The organism is Solibacillus faecavium (assembly GCF_014836905.1).
GTDB lineage: Bacteria > Bacillota > Bacilli > Bacillales_A > Planococcaceae > Solibacillus > Solibacillus faecavium.
Genome location: NZ_JACSPZ010000009.1, coordinates 1 through 22,844 on the forward strand (window position 1 = coordinate 1; position 22,844 = coordinate 22,844).

Here is a 22,844-nt window from a genome sequence, read left to right on the forward strand (position 1 = left end):
AAAGTTAAAATCTATTGTTTGCTTCATTTAAGAAGCTTGTTTCATTAACGTTGCTTGTTCAGTTTTCAAGGTTCATTTTGTTCGTTTGTCGCGTTTTCTCTCGGCGACTTGTATAACTATACACGCCATTTAAATAAACGTCAACACTTTTTAAAAAGTTTTTTTCTCTTTTTTTATTCTTTCTTTTCTCTTCTTATTATATACACGTAAAAATAAATTTTTAAATACCGTTCCCTCTCCCCTAAAGTGAGGGAAATCCGGTTGGTAACTTAGTTGTTATCAGAAATTCAAACACATTATTCAAAAGTGAGATGTCTTTTTTATCTTTTCAATAACTAGTAGGATTGCTGTTAGTGTTGTTACATTCGTAACTGGATTGAGAGAGGCAACGATTCATATAAATCCGAGTAAAAGCAATTTCCATGATCGTTAATGAAAGAAGTGAGGGAGCATTTAGAAAATGATAATTCTTTTTCAATGCAAATTTCTAGTTAATAACACAAATCACCAAAATCGAGATAGGGCTTATTTATATATAAGTGCCATTTATAAGCCCCTACTCTTATGGCACATATTTCAAAATATGTTGTATATTGATTTTGGTAATCAGGAGAAACTATCCTCCTTAAAAACCCGTAAGACTATCTAATGGTGTATCCTGCCCGTTTACTTTCACATTTATCGTGTCAAACTCTGCATCACCACGATTGAGTTTATATACATACATTTTCAACTCATTATTTTTTTGACCCGTGCTATCCAGTTTTACGTTTAATATGTTATCAACTACTTCAAGGTCCGCGGTAACATCATCAGTAGAATGAAAAATAATATAGCTGGCGTTCTTATCAATATTATTAATCCATTGAAGCTGATAGTCAGGGTTTATATTTTCTTGTACTTTATTAGGAATGTTTTGAATTTCAGTAATACTCAATTCCGATGAATTACAAGCTGTTAATATAAATGTAAATAATATTAAACAACATAATTTTTTCATTTCAATTCTCTCCCCTCTTTTGGTCTTACGTTTATTATTCAATTATTATCTTGAGGCCTTCTTGTGCCCAATTAAATACCATATATAAACAAAAGTATATACTATTGGATAAGTGAACTGTTATTTTAAACCTTATTAACCTCTACTAAATACTCATAAACAAGCTATAATTAGGTTATTAATTAAGAATGGAATGATTAATTTTGAAAAAACAAGTACATGTCGTTGGTGCTATTATCGAAAACGATAAACAGGAAATTTACTGTGCACAACGTAGCCCTCAAATGTCATTACCAAACTATTGGGAGTTTCCAGGTGGAAAGATTGAGAAAGATGAAACACCACAGCAAGCATTAAAACGCGAGATTTTAGAAGAATTTACTTGTGAAATTGCTGTAGGTGATAAAGTTGAAGACACTACTTATGATTACGGTACGTTTATCGTTCGTCTTGAAACATATATGGCAAAAATCGTTAATGGATCCCCCGTTGCTTTAGAGCATTCAGATACGAAGTGGGTAAAGCGTTCATCACTCAATGAACTAGATTTTGCACCTGCAGATATTCCAGCCGTTGAAAAGTTATTAAAATAAGTATTTAAAGGTGGTGCTTTTATGGAGCAGTTAGTTAAAAAAATTGAAGCCTCTTTACATAAAGGGTTTATCGATCAAACAAAGGCCGTCTCCTCACAGTTTAAACCGAAATTATTATCCAATAAAGCACATGAAAATGTCCTTTCATCTCTTTTACAAGAAATGAAAACATGTAAAACGTTCACCTTTTCTGTGGCATTCATTACTGAAGGTGGATTAGCGACAATAAAAACAATGCTGTATGACCTTCAGAAAAAAGGTATTCGTGGACGCATATTAACTTCTACCTTTTTAAGCTTTAATCAGCCAAAAATGTTTAAAGAACTTCTCAAATTAACAAATGTAGAAGTTCGCGTTACCGATGTGAAAGGTTTCCACTCAAAAGGCTATATTTTCGAGCATGATCAGCATTATTCTTTAATCGTTGGAAGCTCTAACTTAACGGATAGTGCATTGAAAGCCAATTTTGAATGGAATGTTTATTTAACTTCCCTTGAAAATGGTGAAGTCATTAACCATTTTAAAAATCAATTTGAACAGCAATGGAATAGCGCGATCCCATTAAGCGAAGAATGGGTTGCACAATACCAAATCAATTATGAGAAGCCCGAATTTAATAATAAAGTAGCCTCTCCATCTTTATATGTAACGAATCCATTAAAAGAGAGTTTAAAAATACAGCCTAATAAAATGCAAGTAGCCGCGCTTGAGCAGTTAAAGCTCCTTCGCCAAAGTGGTGCGAACCGTGGCCTCATCATTTCAGCAACTGGGACAGGAAAAACTTATTTATCTGCGTTTGACGTTCGAAATGCTGCACCTAAACGCATGCTATTTATCGTGCACCGTGAACAAATTTTGAAAAAAGCGATGCAAGATTTTCGCAATATTTTATTAGGTGACCCGCAAGATTATGGAATTTTATCAGGCAACAAAAAAGATTTAAATGCCCGTTATTTATTTGCTACCGTACAAACAATATCAAGGGACCCTTATTTGCAACAATTTGCTAAAGATCATTTTGACTATATTTTAATTGATGAAGTTCATCGAGCAGGTGCGGAATCGTATTTAAAAATTATGAATTACTTTGAACCTCAATTTTTATTAGGGATGACGGCAACACCGGAACGTACAGACAACTTCAATATTTATGAACTATTTGATTATAATGTGGCTTATGAAATTCGCCTTCAAGCAGCATTAGAAGAAGATATGCTCTGCCCCTTCCACTATTTCGGTGTGACGGACTATGAACTTGATGGTGAACTCATCGATGAAACAGCAGATTTACAAAAGTTAGTTCATCGTGAACGAATTGACCATATTATTGAAAAAATTTCTTATTACGGATTTTCTGGGGATCGCGTTCGCGGATTAATGTTTTGCAGTACGAAGGAAGAAGCTCGTACCCTATCAAACCTCCTGAATATGCGTGGATACAAAACGACTGCATTGACTGGTGATCACTCTCAAGAAGAACGTGAAGAAGCGATTGCTAAATTAGAAAATGGTGAGCTGGAATATATTTTAACTGTAGATATTTTTAACGAAGGGATTGATATTCCCTTCATTAACCAAATTGTCATGCTTCGCCAAACACAATCTAGCATCATTTTCATTCAGCAGCTTGGTCGAGGATTACGGAAACATAATGTGAAGGAATATGTAACAATCATTGATTTTATCGGCAACTACAAAAATAACTATTTAATTCCGATTGCCCTATCTGGTGATAAGTCGATGAACAAAGATAACGTTCGTCGCAACACGGTAAATACGGATTACATTCAAGGGGTTTCAACGATTAACTTTGAAGAGATTGCGAAGAAGCAAATTTTTGATGCGATAAATAATGCGAATTTATCGACATTAAAAATGTTACGAGATAGCTATTCTGAGCTTAAAAATCGGATTGGACGTATTCCTATGCTTAAAGATTTTATTGAACAAAATTCTTTAGATCCCGAAGTCATTATTAGCTATACTCCTACCTATTATGACTTTTTAATGAAGATGAAAGAAGATATCCCTTCAATTACCGATTATGAAAAATCCGTTCTATCTTTCATTGGAAAGGACCTTTTATCAGGGAAGAGAATACATGAAATTTTATTGTTGCAACTTCTTTTAGAAGAAGAATCTATTTCAGAAAAAAGCTATCTTTCAGCATTGCAATCTCGAAATGCTTATATTCATAAAGGTACAATTGAAGGCATTGAAAATGTGTTTTCTTTAAACTTTTTCGTAGAAGCTGACAATAAAAAATTCGGAAATAAACCTTTAATTATAAAATCGAATTCACGCTATATGTTTAATGAAGAATTGCAACTTTCACTTCGAGACGAAAATTTCAAACAGTACTTCATTGATTTACTTGAAAGTGCCTTAATGAAAAATAAACAATTTAATAATCATGAACCCTTTAAACTATATGAAAAATACTCCCGCCGTGAAGTATGCCGCCTACTAGATTGGGAAAAGAACGAGGAAGGTACATTAAATGGTGGTCGTCCGAAAAACGGTGATTTTCCTATTTTCGTAAATTATCATAAAAATGATGAGAACGATCTTGAAACAAACTATATGGATGAATTTTTATCAGATGATACATTTAAATGGTGTTCAACAAAAAATCGATATATTGATAAATCAAAGGAAATGCAAATCCTTATTCACTCTGTTGAAAATGGGACAAACGTTTATCTGTTTGTAAAAAAAGACAATGGTGAAGGTAAAGATTTCTATTACCTTGGTCGATGTGCTGTGAATCCAAGTTCTGCAAAACCAGAAAGAATTTTAGATAAAGGAAAATATTATCCTGTTGTTACAATGGAAATGGCGCTCGAACAACCAATCCAGTATGACATCTACCACTATTTAGTAGAGGAATAAAATAAAGCAAGGTGTAACCTAATTTTTGGTCACACCTTGCTTTTTCTATTGGTTTATTCTTTGCCTCTAAATATCTCCCGCTTATGCCACTTGAAATATTTCTTATTCTCTTCTACTCTTGCAACGTGCACTTTCTCATGAATCCCGTATTTCACATAATCCATTCGTTCAATTTCAGAGGAAATATGGATTTTTCCTGTTCCATCAAATGCGATATAGCCTTGGTCATATAACGCATCATGGTTATGACATAGTAGAATACCGTTGTATGGATCAAGTCGCTCCTCATTTGTTGCATCTTTCCATGGTTTTGAATGGCTTGCGCGTAATAATCCAGGTAACGAGATACCGCATAGCGCACATTGATTGTCCCATAATGGCATCAGTTGCTTTCTAAATTTTTGCTGACCTTTACGGATTTTCACCTTTGCTTCCGCTTCTGTTTCAATTAATACAGGTGCCAGCGTATTGCGTTCTTTTTGTGCTATTAGGCCAATCGCAAATTCCAGCTGCTCCTCATTTTCTTCATAAATATTTGTATCACTCATAAGCTCCAGCAGCTTGATTGCTAGCATTTCATTACAAGGATATAAAAAACCTTGGTTACCGTCACCATTATGTTGGAATGGCGAATATTTAACTGGGAGTAAAGGCACGATTTCATTAAAATGTTCTTTTATCGAAATTGGGAAGTGAAGTTCCTCATAAACTGCGGGAAATTGGTGCCCCATCTCACCTGATTGATCAAAAGGATTCACACCTTCCCCGCAATCTTCCTGAGCGGTACTGATTGCGACGATTTCCCCTTTGACACAGTGAAAAATCGCATCGCCTTTCTTTACTTCCTTCATCCGCTCCCAAGAATGTGGTGTTTGTCCACTATTATCTAAAATTGAGCACCATACGACCTGCTTTTCCTTTGCCTCATCGTATGTACGCCCTTGCATTACAATATAAAAATTCATACGTACACCTTCAATTCTTTTCCTATAAGTGTATCATTTCTAATTTCCTATTAATAAATAACTTGCCTAAAAACATTCTCTTTATAAACCATTATTTCGCCTCTCGAAAAATTCCCAAGAAATGTTATAATCCATTTAACCAAAACTATTACAACATGTTGCACTCGGTTTAGGAGTTGTGAACAGAAAGGACTTGAAATGTTAGCAAGATTTTTTACATACTACAAGCCGCACAAACGATTGTTTATCATTGATTTCTCTTCTGCGGTCTTTGTAGCTATTTTGGAATTACTGTTTCCGTTGGCGGTAAAATGGTTTATCGATGATCTCCTCCCGACAAATGATTGGGGCATGATTACTAAAATTAGTGCCCTTCTTTTACTGACGTATATAGTAAGTACGGTGATGAACTATATCGTCAACTATTTAGGGCATAAGCTCGGAGTCAATATCGAAACCGATATGCGTCAGCAGCTGTTCAACCATGTACAGCGCCAGCCGTATACGTTTTTCGATAACATGAAGACTGGTCATTTAATGAGCCGGATTACAAATGACTTATTTGATATTGGAGAGTTTGCGCATCATGGTCCGGAAGATTTATTCATTGCGATGATGACCTTTATTGGGGCATTTACGATTATGTTCAATATTAATGCAACACTCGCGACGATTATTTTGTTTTTCGTACCGCTTTTGATTGCCGTAATGTATTGGAGCAATACTCGTATGAAAAAGGGCTGGAGCGTTATGTACAGTGAAATAGCGAACGTCAATGGCCGTGTGGAAGATAGCTTCTCAGGTATTCGGGTTGTGAAATCATTTACAAATGAAGAATTTGAAACAACTCGCTTTAAAGATCAAAACGCATTATTTCGTAAAGCGAAAATCTATGCCTACAAAGTAATGGCAGGTACGCATTCAAGCATTTACTTTTTAACGCGTCTCCTTACTTTACTCGTACTTGTTGTGGGTGCTTGGCTTTCATTTAATGACAACCTTACAGCCGGTGAGTTTGCGAGCTTCATTTTATTTACGAATGTTCTAATTAAGCCAATCGACAAAATTAGCGCCCTACTGGAAATGTATCCAAAAGGAATGGCCGGTTTTAAACGTTTCTGTGATTTGCTGGACCAGGAACCAACAATTGTTGATAGTCCAAACGCAATTGCTGTTGAACATTTAGACGGTAATATCGAATTTAAAAATGTAAGCTTTAAGTATGCGGACAGTAAGCAAGTTTTAAACGACCTATCCTTTAAAGTGGAAGCTGGCAAAACGGTTGCGTTCGTAGGGCCATCTGGTTCAGGGAAAACGACGATAAGTGCGCTCATTCCCCGCTTTTACGATATTACAGATGGGGCAATTACAATCGACGGATACGATATTCGTGATTTGACGCAGCAATCACTTCGCAGGCAAATCGGTACTGTTCAACAAGATGTGTTTTTATTTACAGGAACTATTAGGGAAAATGTAGAATATGGTAAACTAGGTGCGAGTTTTGAGGAAATTAAAGCTGCCGTTGAACAGGCAAATTTACTGGAGTTCATCGAAAACTTACCAGATGGCTTTAATACAGAGATTGGTGAACGTGGTTTGAAATTATCAGGTGGACAAAAACAACGTCTTGCCATAGCGCGTATGTTCTTGAAAAACCCGCCGATTTTAATTTTAGATGAGGCGACGTCTGCGCTTGATACAGCCACAGAGCGTATTATCCAACAGTCATTAAATGATTTAGCGAAAAACCGTACAACATTAATTATTGCTCACCGTTTAGCTACGATCCGTGATGCAGATTATATTTTCGTTGTAACACCAAATGGCATTGAAGAACAAGGTACGTATGAAGAGCTTGTCGCAAAAGGCGGCATTTTCGCAGGACTTCATCATGCTTAGAAATTTTCAGGTGAATGATTTAGGTCATTCACCTTTTTAAAAAAATAGAAAGGTAGGTATCCTTATGAGCATTCCGATTATTGATTTACACTGTGATGCATTGTTACGCATGCAAAAGAACGGATATAACTTTCATAATTCCCCTAACCTGGATGTGAATTATGAAAAATTAGTTGAAGGTCATGTGATAGCACAAGCGTTTGCTATTTATGTTGATTCTGAGCTTTCGCTTGTAGAAAAACGCGCAACTGCGATCAAGCAGATTGAGTACTTTCGAAATGAGGTATTACGCGAAGGTGTAGTACATATTAAAAAATGGGCAGATTTCGAAACACTTCAACCTGGACAAATCGGGGCATTTTTAACAATTGAAGGTGTTGATTTTTTCGGTGGAGACCTAAAAATTTGGCATCCATTTCATCAGCTAGGCGTATTATCAATTGGACTCACTTGGAACTACCCTAACGAAGCAGCAGATGGAGCACATAGCCATTATGGGCATGGCGTAACACCGTTTGGTAAAGAGATTATTAAACTTAACAATCAGCATAAAGTTTTCACTGATGTTTCTCATCTGAATGAACAAAGCTTTTGGGATGTTATAGAGCAGGCGGACTATGTCATTGCCACCCATTCGAATGCGAAAACTGTATGTGATCATGTTCGCAATTTAAACGACGCCCAAATACGGGCGATGATTGAAAAAAATGCGCCCATTCATATCGTGTTATATCCTGAATTTATAAACGGGACAAATCGTGCGAGTATGGGGGACGTAATTCGTCACATCGATTATATTTGCTCGCTTGGTGGAAAAGAATTAATTGGTTTAGGCTCAGATTTTGATGGAATCGATTATAAAGTTGAAGGACTTGAACATGCAGGGATGTATCAAAACTTTATTAATGAACTTCTCAAATATTATAGTGAAGAGCAAGTACGAGGCTTTGCTTATGCCAATTTTATAAATCATTTACCTAAATAGTTTTTAACCCTGCTTCCATGTAGGGTTATTTTTTTTTGACGTGTTATACTTAGGAAAGTTTAGTTGAAGGGACGGATTTAATGAACGGCAAAAATCGCAGCGATGTATACCCTGGTCTGGAAGTTGATATCGTATTAAAAAAGGACCAGCGTACAGGGACGACAACACGGGGCGTAGTAAAGGATTTATTGACGAACTCTAGCTCACATCCACACGGCATAAAAGTCCGCTTAACAGATGGACAAATCGGCCGTGTATGTCAAACATATCCGAAGTAAGTTAAAGCGCAAAAAGCTTCTAAACTTTTTGCGCTTTCTTTTTTATTATAATTTTTCTTCAAATACAGCCTCTGTCTTCTCCCTTACTTCCTCTATTGTCACATCTTCTTGAAGCTCAACTAGTTGCATCTTGCCATCAGTAAAATCAAATACAGCTAAATCTGTAATTAGACGGTGAACAACAGCTTTACCGGTTAACGGTAATGTACATTCACGCTTTACTTTGGACTCGCCGTATTTATTTGTATGCTCCATAATGACGATTACTTTTTTGGCGCCAACTACTAAATCCATCGCGCCCCCCATTCCCTTTACGACTTTTCCGGGGATCATCCAATTCGCTAGATCCCCCTGCTCCGACACTTCCATTCCACCAAGGATCGCCAAATCAATATGCCCGCCTCGTATCATCGCAAAGCTTTCTGCACTATCGAAGAATGCTGCTCCAGCCCTTGCTGTTACCGTTTCCTTCCCAGCATTAATTAAATCGGCATCGATTTCCTCTTCCGTTGGATATGGTCCAATGCCAAGAAGCCCATTTTCAGATTGAAGCATTACATTAAACTGTGGAGGGATTTCATTCGCAATGAGTGTTGGCATACCGATGCCTAAATTGACGTACATACCATCTTCAATTTCCTTTACAGCACGGCGAATAATCTTTAAGCGTGCTTCCATTATGATTCCCCCTTTACAATGCGGCGTTCTATTCGTTTTTCAAAAGTTTCACTGTGCACAATATGCTGCACGTAAATGCCTGGTAAATGAATTTCATCAGGATCAAGCTCGCCAACTTCTACAAGCTCCTCCACTTCCACTATCGTAACTTTTCCGGCTGTTGCACAGAGCGGGTTGAAGTTGCGTGAAGTTTTACGAAATACTAAATTCCCAGAGCGATCGGCTTTCCATGCTTTCACAAGTGCAAAGTCTCCTGTAATCGCTCGCTCGAGTAAATACATTTTACCATCAAATTCTTTTGTATCTTTTCCTTCCGCAATCGGCGTTCCAACACCTGTTGCAGTATAAAATGCCGGAATGCCTGCACCACCTGCCCGGATACGTTCAGCCAGGGTTCCTTGTGGTGTTAGCTCTACTTCAAGCTCACCATTTAAATATTGCTGTTCGAATGTTTTATTTTCTCCTACATATGAAGCAATGATTTTCGTAATCTGCTTGTCTTGTAACAGGATGCCAAGCCCAAAATCATCGACACCGCAATTATTACTGACAACCGTTAAATTCTTTGTCCCTTTATTCTTCAATGCTTGGATTAAATTTTCTGGGATACCACATAAACCGAAGCCACCCACCAATAAAACAGCCCCATCTTCTATATGTTGTATCGCCTGTTGTACAGAAGCTACTACTTTATTCATCATTCTCGTCCCCTTTCACATCCATACAAAATATTCTACAAAACTACAAATTTACCTCTAAAAGTCATAATTTACATTAACTAAATTAAAAAGGAGCCACAACTGCTTACATGTCAGTTGGGCTCTCTCCGTTACTTTTTATGTGGTCCTTGATAAATACTTAGTTCTTTTGTGTGTGGGTCACGAACGTAGCGTTGGTTGTCCTGCAAAGGAATTGTATCTGGATCTTCTACTTCATCTCCACGTCCAAATTCTCCTGCTACTTCGCTATTCGGAGGCAAAGGTTCATATTTTTTCTTTTGCTCTTCAAACGGAATCGGTCTTTCCTCTTCAATATCCCAGCGAATTAAATTCGAAGGATTTGAGCGGTTCGTAATCCAATTATCTAGTGTATGTCCATCCCAACCCTCTTCATCAAATGGGTCACTGCCTGTTATGAGGACTTTACCCCCATCATTTATAATCTTTTCATATTCTAGACGTTCATTTTCCGGTAAGTTTAGGCGACGTAATTTTTCCTCGATCGGTGTTTCTTTCGTAAACATTGTTTTGAGTATACTACGAACGCCATTTGTTGTAATAAGTGAAATTTGCTGGTGACGAGCAATGGAATGGAACTCGTCCACATCTTTAGTTAATACGTAAACATGGGTTCTATCTATCTCCTCGCCCGGTTCGCCGCCACGTAATTCTTGGAGTTTCTCTAGCAATTCCCCTTTAGTATAGGCGACATCAATCGACTGTTTTGGTTCATTAAACATTTGCATCCCTCCATTAATTCTTCTTACTGCCCTTTTCCCCTTCTACATTACACAAAACCTATTTTGAAATAGCAATCGCCTATAACAATGTAAAAAAAGAGCCGCCAGTATTATTTTTGGCGACTTCTTTTTCATTAAATTTTATATTCTTTTACGATTTGATTCAGCTGATCTGCGAGTTCGGCTAACTGTTCTGTTGTCTCTGCAACGTTATTCATCGTTGCACTCGTTTCAATAACCGTAGCAGTCGTTTCTTCCACACTTGCTGTTGTTTCCTCAGTAATAGCGGAAATTTCCTGCATAGATTGATTAATCTCTTGTCCTTTATTACTCATTGTTTGTAATTGCCCAAGGACTTGTTTTGTAAATGCATCCATTTGTAAAACAGATTGTTCAATTTCCTTAAAAGTATCAGCAGTATTTGAAAGCTGATCTGTACCCGTTTCGATTGTCGTAAATCCTTGCTGTAGTGAGCTGCTTAACTCATTTGAACCATGTTGAATCGTTGTGACAATCGCGGAAATTTCTGTCACTGATTTTGCCACTTGTTCAGCAAGCTTCCGTACTTCCTCTGCTACAACGGCAAATCCTTTTCCATGTTCCCCAGCCCGCGCTGCTTCAATAGAGGCATTTAGTGCTAGTAAGTTCGTTTGATTAGCTACATCTTCAATTATATTTACAAAAGATGTGATTTTTCCAACACGCTCACCTAATTCCTCCATTTTATGAATTGCCGTATCCATAATGTTGTGGATTTCCTGCATTTGTCCATTGGAAGTTTGCATCATTTTTGTTCCTTCCGATGAAAGTAAAAGCACATTACCGGAAACTGATTCGAGCCTTGTCCCTTGTTCTGCCGTTTCCTTTAAATCGTTTGAAAACTTATTAACAGCCTCATAGACTTCGGTAATTTCATTTGTTTGCAATTCGATGCCACGTGATAATGTTTCCATTGTTTCAGCAATGGCCTGAGACCCTGTCGACACATCACTTGTTGACAGAGCGAGCATAGCACTTTTTGAATTTACACTGCTTGATGCTTTCGAAACTTCACCAATCATTCTATGTAGATTTTCCTGCATTATTTTCATATCTGTCATTAGCTGGCCGATTTCATCTTGACGGTTATGCGCTTCCATTCGTTGTGTTAAATCACCTTCACTTAATACATGCAGAAGTTTAGATGTATGTATGATGGGCTTTGTTAATGTGCGACTGTAAGTTAGCGCAACGGCTATTGCTAGTATAATAGTGATAATTAAGATGACGGCACCACCATTTATCATCGAGAACATAGCAGATTGCGTCTTTCCAATATTTTGGGTTAAATGGATGCCTCCGATAACAGTAGTTGCTGTAGGATCTTGCAAAGGTAAAAAGCTCTCAATCACTTTTTTATCTTGATTTTTTAATTGGCTTGCTTCTCCATTTAAAATAGCAGAAATTGCATTTCCTGTTAGTTTACTCCCGATATTTTCCTTTTCAGATGCTTCAAAAATCTCTCCATTTGCATCTATCAGCTGCAGCTTTGCATTTGGAAATAAGCTTTGAACACTTGTCACAAATTCATTTCCAACCCCAATTTGTAATGTACCGATTGTTCGTCCATTCCATTCAATTGGTGCAAAGGCTCTAACTGCCAAACCGCTTGTACCATATTCAAACCCACTATACGTATTTCCTTGCAGAGCACCTTGAATAGCGACAATTTCGGATTTATCATCTCCGTAAGCAGATGGATTATGACCTCTTACATGCACTGCTCCCTTTTCATCACCAATTTCAAAAATGGCTAGCTTATGCTGTGCACTAAGTTTATTAAATAACGCTTCACCACCGGATTTTATTAAGGTGCGGTCTTCCTCTAAAAGTAGTTGCTGTATTTCCGGATCTTTCGCATAGAGCTCAACTAAATATTGTAAATCAGATGCAGTCTGTTCAAAATACTTCGTTACAGAATGTTCCATTTCATTTTGTTGAGAATATTGCACTTCTTCAAAACTATTAAATGCTGCAAAGTAATTGTAACTAACTGTAGCAAAAACGGGGATAATGCCAACTAATAAAAATATTAATATTAGTCGCGTTTTTAAACTTTTATAGCGCATAGTTGCTCCTTCTTAAACACCTGTTTATTTTTTCCTCATATAATTGAATTTTATTATGTATTTATCTCGATTTCAAACTAATTTTTATGTTTAAGAGAAAAAAGTTTTCAAAGCAAGGGATGCCCTGTTACAAACCCTGAAATAGGTGGAAATCACTCAAAATAATTGATGAAATCCCTTATTGAACAAAAAAATGCACGGGAAAATATTGATTTCCTCATGCATTCTCATACGATTAAATTTCGAACTCTGTCACAAAATCCGTAAGCTCTTTACGCACTCTTGCTTTTGGCAGTTCATCAAAATAGCCGAACTGGAACATTGAAATTACTCGTTCATGTGGTTGAGCTTTTAATGCTTCACGGAATTTCGGATTATCTAAGAATCCAGGTGTTTTCCAGCATGTACCGATGCCTTTTTCCCATGCTAGCAGCTGTACGTTTTGTAAATAGCAAGAAGCCGCGGCGTAATCTTCCAGGCGTTCTTTTTGACGAACATCCTCCGTCACTAATACAAATGCGTAAGCACCTGCTAATGTGAACTTTTTCATTTGAGTAGCAAGAGCCTCTTCTGAAAGTTCTTCCCATTTTGGGATAGCTAGATTTTTTAGTAATTCATGTACTTTTGGAAGTTGCTCGCCCGCGCCTACTACTATACGCCAAGGCTGACGGTTGCCGTGATTTGGTGCCCATTTTGCTTCATCTAAAATCCCCAACACTGCTTCCTTTTCAACTTGCTGTCCGTTAAATAGTTTAATTGATCGACGTTGTAATACTGCATCTCTTACTGATAATGTCATCGACAAAACCCCCTTCTGTTACTAATACTACCTTATCATGAAATTTCAACATTTAACATATGTTAGAAGGTTGCTTTACAACGTAAACTCATCCTCAATATGAAAGAAATAGTAAGTCATTTGTGGTGTATAGGCTGTGGAATCCTCATAAGAATATTCCCGATCGGCACTGTTTGACGTATGGGCATTTACATATGGAATCCCCCCCTCAATTCTAGTTATAATTGTACTATGATCAATTCTTCCATCCCCCTGGAAATCATAAAAAATGACATCCCCTAGCTCTAACTGTTCAACTGAATTTACTCTTGTTGCCCGGAGTCCACGCTTTGACGTTTCCAAATACCAACGTAGTGAATGGGCAACAGACCAGCTATAGCTCCAGCGCTCATTTAAACCAATCATCCACCAGCCTTCCCCACGATTCGGTGCCCCGCGCATTGGCGCACCTCCAGCATATAAACATTGTGAAATAAAATTTGTACAGTCATCCTGAAATCTAGGAAACTCAGGATTAAAGCTATCCCACCATTTATTGGCATAGGCCACTGCAGCCTTTCGATTATAGTATGAAACCAACTTTTTTCTCCTTTTTTCACAACCTATGTCGAATTTCTCCTTTTTATGTACTTTATATGAATGTAGAGTGAAAATACCCTGTTTTTGTAATTGTTTGATACAATTATTTTAACTGCATTATATTCATTTAATTTTTAAAGATAGTTAAAGGGGGAATTTAGATGAGGCAACACGCAGAAAGGGAAATCGTCCTTCCAACGGTTCTATGCGATAAAAAAGGGAATCTGAATCCGGAGGCAATCGGCTATGCACGAACACCAATTATCGATTGCAATCTATCCGGTCATTTTATGCGCAAGAAAAAATGGAATTATTGGTGTGTCTTTGGCGAGGAAATTTTGTTTTCCGCTACGATCAGTCACTTAGATTATGCTGCGGTGTGCTTCGTCTATTTTCTCGAGTATGAAACACAGCGCTATTTCGAAAAAACAATTTTAATTCCACTTGGGGCAAATGTAAAAATGCCTGAAAAAGTGTTGGAAACCATCCAATATAAAAATAGCGAAGTATCGATTGAAATGACGTACTTCAACAATGAAACTCATTTAACGGTCAATGCGCCAGATTTTGATGGAGACCCACTACATGCAGAGCTGAAGATTGAGCATCCAAAAAATGATGAGTCCCTTAATGTAGTCATTCCATGGAATCGCAAAACATTTCAATTTACAGCAAAACATCATACGTTACCGGCTACTGGTGTTGTACATATTGGTAATCGCCACTTTAACTTTACTCCTGAAGAAAGCTTTGCGGTGCTGGATTATGGACGTGGGATATGGCCTCGTGAAGCAACATGGAATTGGGGAATGGCCTCACAGCGCGTAAGAGGTCAACGAATTGGCTTAAACTTTGGCGGGAAGTGGACAGACGGTACGGGCATGACGGAAAATGCTGTTTTTGTCGATGGAAAGATGACAAAAATACATGAAGATGTATTATTTCACTATGACCGTACCGATTTTATGAAGCCATGGACTGTAAAATCAAAATTCAGCGGGCAGGTCAATTTAATGTTTACACCATTTTTTGAACGAGTAGCCGAAACTAATGCGAAGGTCATCGTTTCCTCTGTCCACCAAATGGTAGGCTATTATGATGGATTTATTCAGCTCGAAGACGGCACAACTTTACAAATTCAGCAAATGCTTGGCTGTATTGAAGAACATGTGGCGAAGTGGTGAAGATAAAGATACGGGCCTGGGACATAAGTAGAAATTTTTTTGTATAAGGGAATTATCCTTATTAAGAAACTGATACTATATGAATTGATTGGAGTGAAGGGGTGACTCCTGGGGGAACAGCACGACGCCTGAGACTACAGGCTCAGGCCGTGCCCCCGGAAAGCGTCCCCGGAACGGAAATCAATTTTGGTAGAAGTAGAAAAATATCCATTTTTTCTTTGGAAAAATGGATATTTTTCGTTTTGTCCCAGGCTCTTTTTTACTGACTGATTTCAAGTAAATTAAAAGCTTTAATTTATTTTATCGAGAGTATTAGTTATCTCCTCAATCAGTTCTTTATGAATGTATAGATCTCCTAAAATAAAGACAATTAGGATTAAAAGATATAAGCCCAAATATAATCTTGATTTTCCAGAAAATATTATAAAGAAGAAGCAGGATAAATAAAATGTCAGGAAGATTATAGTAACCATCCATAATTGATATGCTTTGTTAATCGGTAATATAATCAATAATGCTTTAGTGGCATTAGAATTTTCTTGCACATTATATATCACATGATTGACTTCTTTATTTAGATATCCTTCTTCAATTGTTAACACCGAATTTTCTTCATCAAAGTAATACGTATAGCCAGTCAAATTAAAGTCTGTTTTTTGTATAAAAATTAATAATATTGCTATTAAAAATATATAAACAACTACCGGTAATAGTCTTTTATTAAATTTAGAAATAGCTATCCCTTCCTTTATAAATTGGACTGAATAAAAGAAATGAGCATGTCATTAAACTCCTCGAAGTTGTCATAATTTGCATTATGAGAAGCATTTGAGATAATTTTCATTGGATATCCCGTCTTTTCTGCCCAGCTATTATTATATTTTCTAACATAGCCGGTATTGTCGTATTCACCATAAGTAATGAGTACAGGACATTTAAACTGAACTTCATCTTCTATCTTCAGAAATTCACCATAAACCGCACTCGCTGCTTTTAACATATCTTTTTTCCCTAAAATACTTAATGTTTTGTACATATTCCCTCTTGCTTCTTCAGTTAGCGAACTTGCTTTTGCGCTTGCTTTACAGTAGTAGCTATAAGGGTACAGCTTTGCAATGGTCGAATAGTGTTTAATCCAAAACAGTTCCGACTTTTTATAATAAACTTTACCAAAAGGTGTTGTGCCTATTCCTATGAACCCTATTACTTTATCTGCATATTCCTGAACGAAGGATTGTGCAATAAAACCTCCTGCTGACTGCCCCACTAAAATTATTTTTTCTATATTCTCCTGATTAAGTATAGATAACAGTTCTTTATTTACATTTGCGTAGGTGAATTTATCGTAGGGCCTCGATTTTCCATGCAAAGGGAAATCCCAAGTGATCAGTTTATATTCATCAGCCAAATACTCAACTTGTTTATCAAAAAGAGTGTGATCTGCTGTTAACCCATGGCAAAAGACAATAGCATATCTCTGATGGGGAATCATCTCATTCGTCCAGTAATAGACGGTTCCCCTAGAGGATTGGATAGATTTCTCAATCATTAAATATCCCTCCTGATTAGAAACTTAGTGAATTTATTACAAAAGGCTACCCTTTTCCATCCCTTCCATCAATTTTTTCTACTTGTGAAGTCCAAATTCTATAAATATATTTACCGTTTTCTTCTACTTTATCTTTATGCACTATAAGCTGTAGATTTAAATGATCTGCCCATTGCGGAAGCAGTTCGGTTAAAAAATCAATTACTTTTTCATCAGGCGTTGCATAACCAACATTTTGTTCTCTAAATAAATAAAGCGAAATATCCGTATACAAGGAGTGTGTCCATTCATACACTTCCATCTCAGAATCAAAAATCCTCTTATCTTCTGAATATTGCCCATTCACCCACTGAATTTCCATAAAATCATGCCTCCTTAAATTTTAAATACTACTAAAAAAACTATACCCACTCTTGAAGTAATCCGAAAATTCGTTAAGAGTACTGTTTACATCTCCTAGGGTTGTAATGTTATAGCTTCTATCAAAAAAGATGATTTAATTATATTTTTAAGGCATTTCAGGTAAAATTAAACTATTATTTTTTTTGGAGGGCACTATGAACACTAAGCAGCTAAATGAAAAATTTCATTCGAAAAGAGCACTTGTTGGTACAGCCAACCATTGTATATGTGGTGATTGTGTTTTATACACGGAGCAAATTATGTTTAATATTGAACTTATCGAGTTTTTACATAGTAAAGGTCTTGATCCACGTAAAGCGGATGAAGTCTGGGCCTACCTTGAAAAAGATGAGTATAAGTATTACACCGTTGATTTTTTCCAAGTGTATGCAGATAAAGAAGAGTCACATACTTTCAGCAATGCAAAAATTACAATTCAGCACAATATTTATGCTGAGAAAGGCACACCTCGATACAGTTGTACAGTCGATGTCGTTTTTAAAATATAGCGGTGAATTCCTCTCTTCTTTTGCTCTTAAAAATCTATATAAAAAGGGTGATTACTTTCTTCTAGGCAGCATTCGATTCTTTGTCGAAAATTACCGAATTCCACCATATTTAAAGCTTTTTCAATTGGAAAAAATCCTACTTCTAAGCTTTCGGTTGAAGTCGTACATTGCCCTCCAATAGGCTTTGCTAGAAAGAGTGTGTTACAAACTGACCTTTTTACATTTTGGAAAATTCCGCAAAACTTTATTATTTCAACATCTATACCCGTTTCCTCTTTTGTCTCCCTAATAGCAGCTTCTTTTAACGATTCACCTTCTTCTACTTGACCTCCTGGCATCTCCCAACCTCTTAAAGGTCCTTTGATTAGCAGAATTTCGTTTTGATCATTAAGAACAATTGTGGCTGCTGAAACGATATGTTTCGGGGGTGTATAGATTTTCGTTGTACTTTGTTCCATTAAAAATCCTCCTTCATTATTTCAATTATTAAATAAACCTCACTTAAAATAATACCATTATATGGTTTTTGTTAGTTTGAAATATTTCGGTAACTCCTAAGTATTATTAGTGCCTTAAATATCATGACTTCCTATTCTCCTCGTAATTCCATACATCTCCTTGAATATACACATCGTATTTTGATAAGATAATTATCTGACAATGTTACAGTCTCAAAAAAAAGTAAAAACTTAATCTTTACGCCGTGCAGTGAAGTGTAATTGATTGACGATAGGGGGAACGACATGACGGTAAATGAAGAGTTCAAACAAGAACAGCAGCGGCTGCATGATACGGTTCATTATATGGACCAGATTTTGCATAGTTCGAAAAGAGATATTGAAACAGCACAGGAAAATATACGCTCTGCAATGACCAATGTGGAATACTTAGATTCGAGTGACAGCTTCTTAAATATTTTAATGAATACCCGCTTTTTCGAATTGGCCCGCAACCAAAAAGAAGGCTTGGAGGCAATTCGACAAAAGCCATATTTTGCAAGAATCCATTTCCAGCGTGAGCAGGAGAATGAAGAATTCCTTTATATCGGAAAAACCTCTCTTTTCCATAGCGAAACGCATGAACCGATCATTGTCGATTGGCGTTCCCCTGTTGCAAATGTCTATTATGACGGACGGTTAGGTGAGATTACTTATGATGTTCGCGGTGAAGAACTTACGGGACATTTGTTTGCAAAGCGACAATATAAAATTGAAAATGCAAAGCTCCTAGACTATCGGGACGTCGATTTAACAACGAATGACGAGTTGCTGCAAGAGGCACTAGAAGGTAAAGCAGATGTTCGCTTAACCGAAATCGTCTCCACCATACAAAAAGAACAAAACGAAATTATTCGAGCCCATCTTCGTCAACCGATTCTCGTACAAGGAGCAGCAGGGTCAGGAAAAACAACAATTGCCCTGCACCGGATTTCATATTTCCTCTATACGATGGGTGACCATTTCAATCCCGAACAGCTCATGATTTTAGCACCAAACCGTTTATTCATTGACTATATTGCAGACGTGTTGCCTGAGCTAGGTGTTGATAAAATATGTCAAACAACTTATGCTCAATATGTACTTGATGCGGTTAATCTTAAGTTGAAGCTCCAAAATCCAAATGACCAGCTCGAACAGCTAATTGCCAATCCATCCTCCACACATGAAGGCTGGATGATTCCGAAAATGAAAGGCAGTCCCTTTTATGAGTTGATGATGAATCGCTATTTGCAGCATTACGAAGCTAAGTTAGCCGCATTATTTGATGATGTGTTTATTGAAAAATACCGAATAATGAAAGGCGACCATTTGCGAAAGCTATTCTTAGTAGAATTTCATTATATGCCTGTTGAAAAACGGCTCGAGCGCATTAAAAAAGTTATTCAGACCGAAGTAAAACGGAAAACAGCTGCTGTACTAACTACATTAAATACACGCTATGAAGACGCGATTGGCCGTGCGCTCAATGGCATGCGAGATGCAGAAAAGCGCCGTCATACTGTCACAAAACTAATCGACGAACGTGATGACCGCATTCCAAAAATTAAACAGGAAGCAAAAACTGTCGCATCTTCTTATATGAGAAAATTCCAGAAGGCAAAAATTAAGCAACTATACCGAACATTCCTTACAAGCCGGGAATTATTATTTGAACTGGCTCCCGAATTGTCCGTTGAAGAAACAGAGTTATTTTTAGAGGCACACCAAAAAGAGCAATGGGCACTTGAAGATTTAGCAGCCCTTTTATTTTTACATGCGAAAATTAAAGGGATTGAGGATAAATGGAAAATGCGGGTCGTCTTTATTGATGAAGTGCAGGATTACAGCTACTTCCAGCTCGCTGCTTTAAAGGCGGGACTTGAAACGGATATGTTCACGATGGTTGGCGATTTAGCGCAGGGTATCCATAGCTATAGATCTCTTACAGAATGGCAGCCGGTCCTTGAGCTTTTCCCTCGCGCAACCTATGCTACCCTTCAAAAAAGCTACCGTACGACAATTGAAATTATGGAAGTTGCCAATGCAATTTTAATGCAGATGGATGAGGACTTACCGCTCGTTGAACCCGTTGTCCGTCATGGGAAAAAGCCTGAGTTTATCACAGCGGAAAACTTTGATGACAACATCATTAAAGACGTGCTGGCAAAAATTCGTGAAAACCGTCATCAATCCATTGCACTCATATGCAAAACAACAGATGAAGCTGTTCAATTGGTTAAACTGCTTGAAAACTCGGATATCCCTGCACAGTTGCTTGACGAAAACTCGGCAATCGATCAGCAAAAGCTTCTAGTCATCCCAAGTCATTTAGCAAAGGGATTAGAGTTTGATGCAGTTATTCTCACGTCATTTGACACACCGTATTATGACAACCCGCTCGATCGGAAGCTTTTATATGTAGCGTTAACCCGTGCCATGCATGAACTTTATTTGATTGGTCCTTCGAAAGAGGCTTTTTTAATGAAGCCAATTAGTGCAAATATATCGGGAGAAAAGCGTATTTAACAACGGAAATAACAGCTTAATTAGTACAAGTTAACGCTTAGAAATCTGAGCGTTTTTTTGGCGAAATATTTTACTTTCCTTATTGAACTATAGTCCAAACTACTTCATACCTTATTCTTTAATTCTAATGATATCTCCTCTTCAAATAGGATTTTTGGAAAGGGTTGTAGAATTATATTCTTTATTGAAAGAAAAGCAAATCATCTTAGTTACTAGTTGTTCAGATAAATAATAGGGGTGATGAAATGGGTGTTATAGTTATTGCTTTAATTTTCTTATATGGTTTTATTTTGTTCAGAAATGGTATCGCTTTAAATAATGTAACGATTGAATTTACCATCTTATACGTAGCATGCTCATTGACCATCCTTTTATTTTGGAAAGCACGAAAAGGGATTTCTAAAAAGATTGGCATTGTTATTTGTGCCTTGTTGATTATACAAACAGGGCTTATTAGTTATTATGCATATGATAGACATTCGGATCGATTAATAAATGAACAGCATCGCTTGTTAGTCATTTTAGGGAGTTCCACTGACTATCAAAAATTAAACTTGAGTTATCACGATATTGAAAAAATAAATATAGTTGGAGATGCGAAGCAAGGTAATTTTCATCACCCATTGGATTATATAATTGAACTAAAAGTTAAAAATGAAAATAAAATTTATCAATTTCAATGTAAAGGACAAGGACCTTGGTGCGAGGAAATGGGATTAAACTAACTGCTCAGTTAGTTGGAGAACATAGCCTTACTATAGATTTCCCATCTCTTTCTAATATCTAATTAGCAAGTATTGTAACAACGGAATTAACGAAGGCACATAAATTTATGCGATGCTACTGATTCCTGTGCTAATTGCGTTTGTCTATATATAGCTCGTGAAGCAACAACGAAAACAAGGACACAATTCATAGACGAATTGTGCCCTTAAATATTATTTTTAAAATTATTTTCTCCCTATTAACTGAAGCACTCAGTAAAGTTTTCTCATTTTCTTACCCAATATAAATATAATAATCCAATTGTGACGACTTCATAAATCCGGCTTTTTCATATACGCGGAGTGCACCCATATTTTCAATCTCTACATCAAGTAAAATAGTTTTATCACCTGAACGGATTGCATAGTCCTTCACGAAGTTTAAAATTTGCGTACCAACGCCTTGGCGCTGTTTCTTCGGTGATACTGCAAACGCAGTAATCCATTGCACTTCCCCTTCTTTACGGGTTGTCACAGTTCCAACTACTTCCCCATCCATTTCGGCTGTCCACATTACTAAGCCTTCTGTCGTCGTATTAAACTCAATTAACTCCAATGATTCTTCACGTATATCGCCAAAAGCATCACTAAAAATTGAAATGAGCGCTTCCGTATCTTTTTGCATGAAAGGACGTAAAGTCACCGCCCCTTTATTCTCCATAACTTCCGCATGAGCCTCTAAAGTTGCCTCAGAAAAACTGTATAAATACCCATTTTGCTCTAAAAACTCTTTTCCGTATTTAGAACCTTCCATTACAAGAGCAAGCTCCCCTTCACTTTTTCGTACCGCCATTCCTTCTTTTAGCACATTTAAAATGGCGGTTCCAATTCCAAGCTGACGGTACATTGGGGCAACTAGCATCGACCATTCATACGTATTTAAGCCCATTAGATCCACAGCAGTTCCTGCCCCAACTAATAGATTTTTTTCATCATCATATACTAGTACATAAAACCCGCGTGTTTCATAACTTTTAGCAATTGTTAAATTCATTACCTGATTTAATAGGATGCCATCACAAACAGCGGCTGTTTTACATAAGTTTTGTACTTCTTCATATGTTTCTTGATCTAAAGGAAACGACACGGTAATTGCCGATAAATTCATTCTTTCTACTCCAATTCTATCTTCTATAATGTTTCTATTTTAGTAAAGCTCACGTAGTTACGCAACAATAGCGCGCAATTATCAA

22 protein-coding genes are annotated in these 22,844 nt (G+C 37.0%); 9 read left to right on the top strand and 13 right to left on the bottom strand.

Annotation, left to right across the window (positions count from 1 at the left end; translation table 11 throughout):
- Nucleotides 1–625 precede the first annotated feature (625 nt).
- Nucleotides 626–1,000, bottom strand: a complete 375-nt coding sequence (locus H9635_RS15375; protein ID WP_191701193.1) for a peptidylprolyl isomerase — start codon at nucleotides 998–1,000, stop codon at nucleotides 626–628.
- Nucleotides 1,001–1,203: 203 nt separating this feature from the next.
- Here H9635_RS15375 and H9635_RS15380 point away from each other — a divergent pair, with 203 nt between their 5' ends.
- Complete coding sequence (locus tag H9635_RS15380) at nucleotides 1,204–1,593, top strand: (deoxy)nucleoside triphosphate pyrophosphohydrolase (protein WP_191701194.1); 390 nt, start codon at nucleotides 1,204–1,206, stop codon at nucleotides 1,591–1,593.
- A gap of 21 nt (nucleotides 1,594–1,614) precedes the next feature.
- The gene (locus tag H9635_RS15385; protein ID WP_191701195.1) at nucleotides 1,615–4,485 is read left to right on the top strand and encodes a DUF3427 domain-containing protein; all 2,871 of its coding nucleotides are present in this window, start codon (nucleotides 1,615–1,617) and stop codon (nucleotides 4,483–4,485) included.
- A gap of 53 nt (nucleotides 4,486–4,538) precedes the next feature.
- On the opposite strand, the gene H9635_RS15390 is transcribed toward H9635_RS15385, so the two are convergent.
- Nucleotides 4,539–5,450 carry an HNH endonuclease gene (locus H9635_RS15390; protein ID WP_191701196.1) on the bottom strand — a complete coding sequence of 304 codons (912 nt, stop codon included), beginning with the start codon at nucleotides 5,448–5,450 and terminating at the stop codon, nucleotides 4,539–4,541.
- A 198-nt stretch (nucleotides 5,451–5,648) separates the two neighbouring features.
- Here H9635_RS15390 and H9635_RS15395 point away from each other — a divergent pair, with 198 nt between their 5' ends.
- From H9635_RS15395 to H9635_RS15405, 3 genes are all read left to right on the top strand, one after another.
- Complete coding sequence (locus tag H9635_RS15395; RefSeq protein ID WP_191701197.1) at nucleotides 5,649–7,352, top strand: ABC transporter ATP-binding protein; 1,704 nt, start codon at nucleotides 5,649–5,651, stop codon at nucleotides 7,350–7,352.
- Nucleotides 7,353–7,416: 64 nt separating this feature from the next.
- The gene (locus H9635_RS15400; RefSeq protein WP_191701198.1) at nucleotides 7,417–8,337 is read left to right on the top strand and encodes a dipeptidase; all 921 of its coding nucleotides are present in this window, start codon (nucleotides 7,417–7,419) and stop codon (nucleotides 8,335–8,337) included.
- An 80-nt stretch (nucleotides 8,338–8,417) separates the two neighbouring features.
- Entirely contained in the window at nucleotides 8,418–8,615 is a 198-nt protein-coding gene (locus tag H9635_RS15405) for a YwbE family protein (protein ID WP_191701199.1), read from the top strand.
- A 45-nt stretch (nucleotides 8,616–8,660) separates the two neighbouring features.
- Here H9635_RS15405 and H9635_RS15410 read toward each other — a convergent pair whose 3' ends face one another.
- From H9635_RS15410 to H9635_RS15435, 6 genes are all read right to left on the bottom strand, one after another.
- Nucleotides 8,661–9,293, bottom strand: coding sequence for a 3-oxoacid CoA-transferase subunit B (locus H9635_RS15410; protein ID WP_225231341.1), 633 nt, complete (start codon nucleotides 9,291–9,293; stop codon nucleotides 8,661–8,663).
- Nucleotides 9,293–9,991, bottom strand: a complete 699-nt coding sequence (locus tag H9635_RS15415) for a CoA transferase subunit A (protein ID WP_191701200.1) — start codon at nucleotides 9,989–9,991, stop codon at nucleotides 9,293–9,295. The genes H9635_RS15410 and H9635_RS15415 overlap by 1 nt, the downstream gene beginning before the upstream one ends.
- A 131-nt stretch (nucleotides 9,992–10,122) precedes the next feature.
- Nucleotides 10,123–10,752, bottom strand: a complete 630-nt coding sequence (locus tag H9635_RS15420; RefSeq protein WP_191701201.1) for a general stress protein — start codon at nucleotides 10,750–10,752, stop codon at nucleotides 10,123–10,125.
- A gap of 134 nt (nucleotides 10,753–10,886) precedes the next feature.
- Nucleotides 10,887–12,860 (bottom strand): methyl-accepting chemotaxis protein, encoded by a 1,974-nt coding sequence (locus H9635_RS15425; RefSeq protein WP_191701202.1) that lies wholly within the window; start codon nucleotides 12,858–12,860, stop codon nucleotides 10,887–10,889.
- A gap of 235 nt (nucleotides 12,861–13,095) precedes the next feature.
- A complete protein-coding gene (locus H9635_RS15430) occupies nucleotides 13,096–13,659 on the bottom strand; it encodes a nitroreductase family protein (RefSeq protein ID WP_191701203.1) in 564 nt (187 codons plus the stop codon).
- Nucleotides 13,660–13,734: 75 nt separating this feature from the next.
- Nucleotides 13,735–14,238, bottom strand: coding sequence for an amidase domain-containing protein (locus H9635_RS15435; RefSeq protein ID WP_191701204.1), 504 nt, complete (start codon nucleotides 14,236–14,238; stop codon nucleotides 13,735–13,737).
- 161 nt (nucleotides 14,239–14,399) lie between these two features.
- On the opposite strand from H9635_RS15435, the gene H9635_RS15440 reads away from it, so the two are divergent.
- Entirely contained in the window at nucleotides 14,400–15,422 is a 1,023-nt protein-coding gene (locus H9635_RS15440; RefSeq protein WP_191701205.1) for a DUF2804 domain-containing protein, read from the top strand.
- A 290-nt stretch (nucleotides 15,423–15,712) separates the two neighbouring features.
- On the opposite strand, the gene H9635_RS15445 is transcribed toward H9635_RS15440, so the two are convergent.
- The 3 genes from H9635_RS15445 to H9635_RS15455 all read right to left on the bottom strand — a co-directional run bounded on the left by H9635_RS15445 (nucleotide 15,713) and on the right by H9635_RS15455 (nucleotide 17,332).
- Nucleotides 15,713–16,024, bottom strand: a complete 312-nt coding sequence (locus H9635_RS15445) for a hypothetical protein (RefSeq protein ID WP_191701206.1) — start codon at nucleotides 16,022–16,024, stop codon at nucleotides 15,713–15,715.
- A 146-nt stretch (nucleotides 16,025–16,170) separates the two neighbouring features.
- Entirely contained in the window at nucleotides 16,171–16,971 is an 801-nt protein-coding gene (locus H9635_RS15450; protein WP_191701207.1) for an alpha/beta fold hydrolase, read from the bottom strand.
- 46 nt (nucleotides 16,972–17,017) lie between these two features.
- Nucleotides 17,018–17,332, bottom strand: coding sequence for a hypothetical protein (locus H9635_RS15455; protein ID WP_191701208.1), 315 nt, complete (start codon nucleotides 17,330–17,332; stop codon nucleotides 17,018–17,020).
- A 196-nt stretch (nucleotides 17,333–17,528) separates the two neighbouring features.
- Here H9635_RS15455 and H9635_RS15460 point away from each other — a divergent pair, with 196 nt between their 5' ends.
- Nucleotides 17,529–17,882 carry a hypothetical protein gene (locus H9635_RS15460; protein ID WP_191701209.1) on the top strand — a complete coding sequence of 118 codons (354 nt, stop codon included), beginning with the start codon at nucleotides 17,529–17,531 and terminating at the stop codon, nucleotides 17,880–17,882.
- A 26-nt stretch (nucleotides 17,883–17,908) separates the two neighbouring features.
- Here the strand turns inward: H9635_RS15460 and H9635_RS15465 are convergent, their stop codons facing one another.
- Nucleotides 17,909–18,340: an NUDIX hydrolase gene (locus H9635_RS15465; RefSeq protein ID WP_191701210.1), complete on the bottom strand. Its 432-nt coding sequence runs from the start codon at nucleotides 18,338–18,340 to the stop codon at nucleotides 17,909–17,911.
- Nucleotides 18,341–18,625: 285 nt separating this feature from the next.
- Between H9635_RS15465 and helD the strand changes: the two genes are divergently transcribed.
- Both helD and H9635_RS15475 read left to right on the top strand, forming a co-directional pair.
- Entirely contained in the window at nucleotides 18,626–20,887 is a 2,262-nt protein-coding gene (gene helD, locus H9635_RS15470; protein ID WP_191701211.1) for an RNA polymerase recycling motor HelD, read from the top strand.
- Between the two features lie 245 nt (nucleotides 20,888–21,132).
- On the top strand, nucleotides 21,133–21,612 hold the full coding sequence (locus tag H9635_RS15475) for a hypothetical protein (RefSeq protein ID WP_191701212.1): 480 nt from the start codon (nucleotides 21,133–21,135) through the stop codon (nucleotides 21,610–21,612).
- A 274-nt stretch (nucleotides 21,613–21,886) separates the two neighbouring features.
- Here the strand turns inward: H9635_RS15475 and H9635_RS15480 are convergent, their stop codons facing one another.
- The gene (locus H9635_RS15480; RefSeq protein ID WP_191701213.1) at nucleotides 21,887–22,759 is read right to left on the bottom strand and encodes a GNAT family N-acetyltransferase; all 873 of its coding nucleotides are present in this window, start codon (nucleotides 22,757–22,759) and stop codon (nucleotides 21,887–21,889) included.
- Nucleotides 22,760–22,844: the final 85 nt, after the last annotated feature.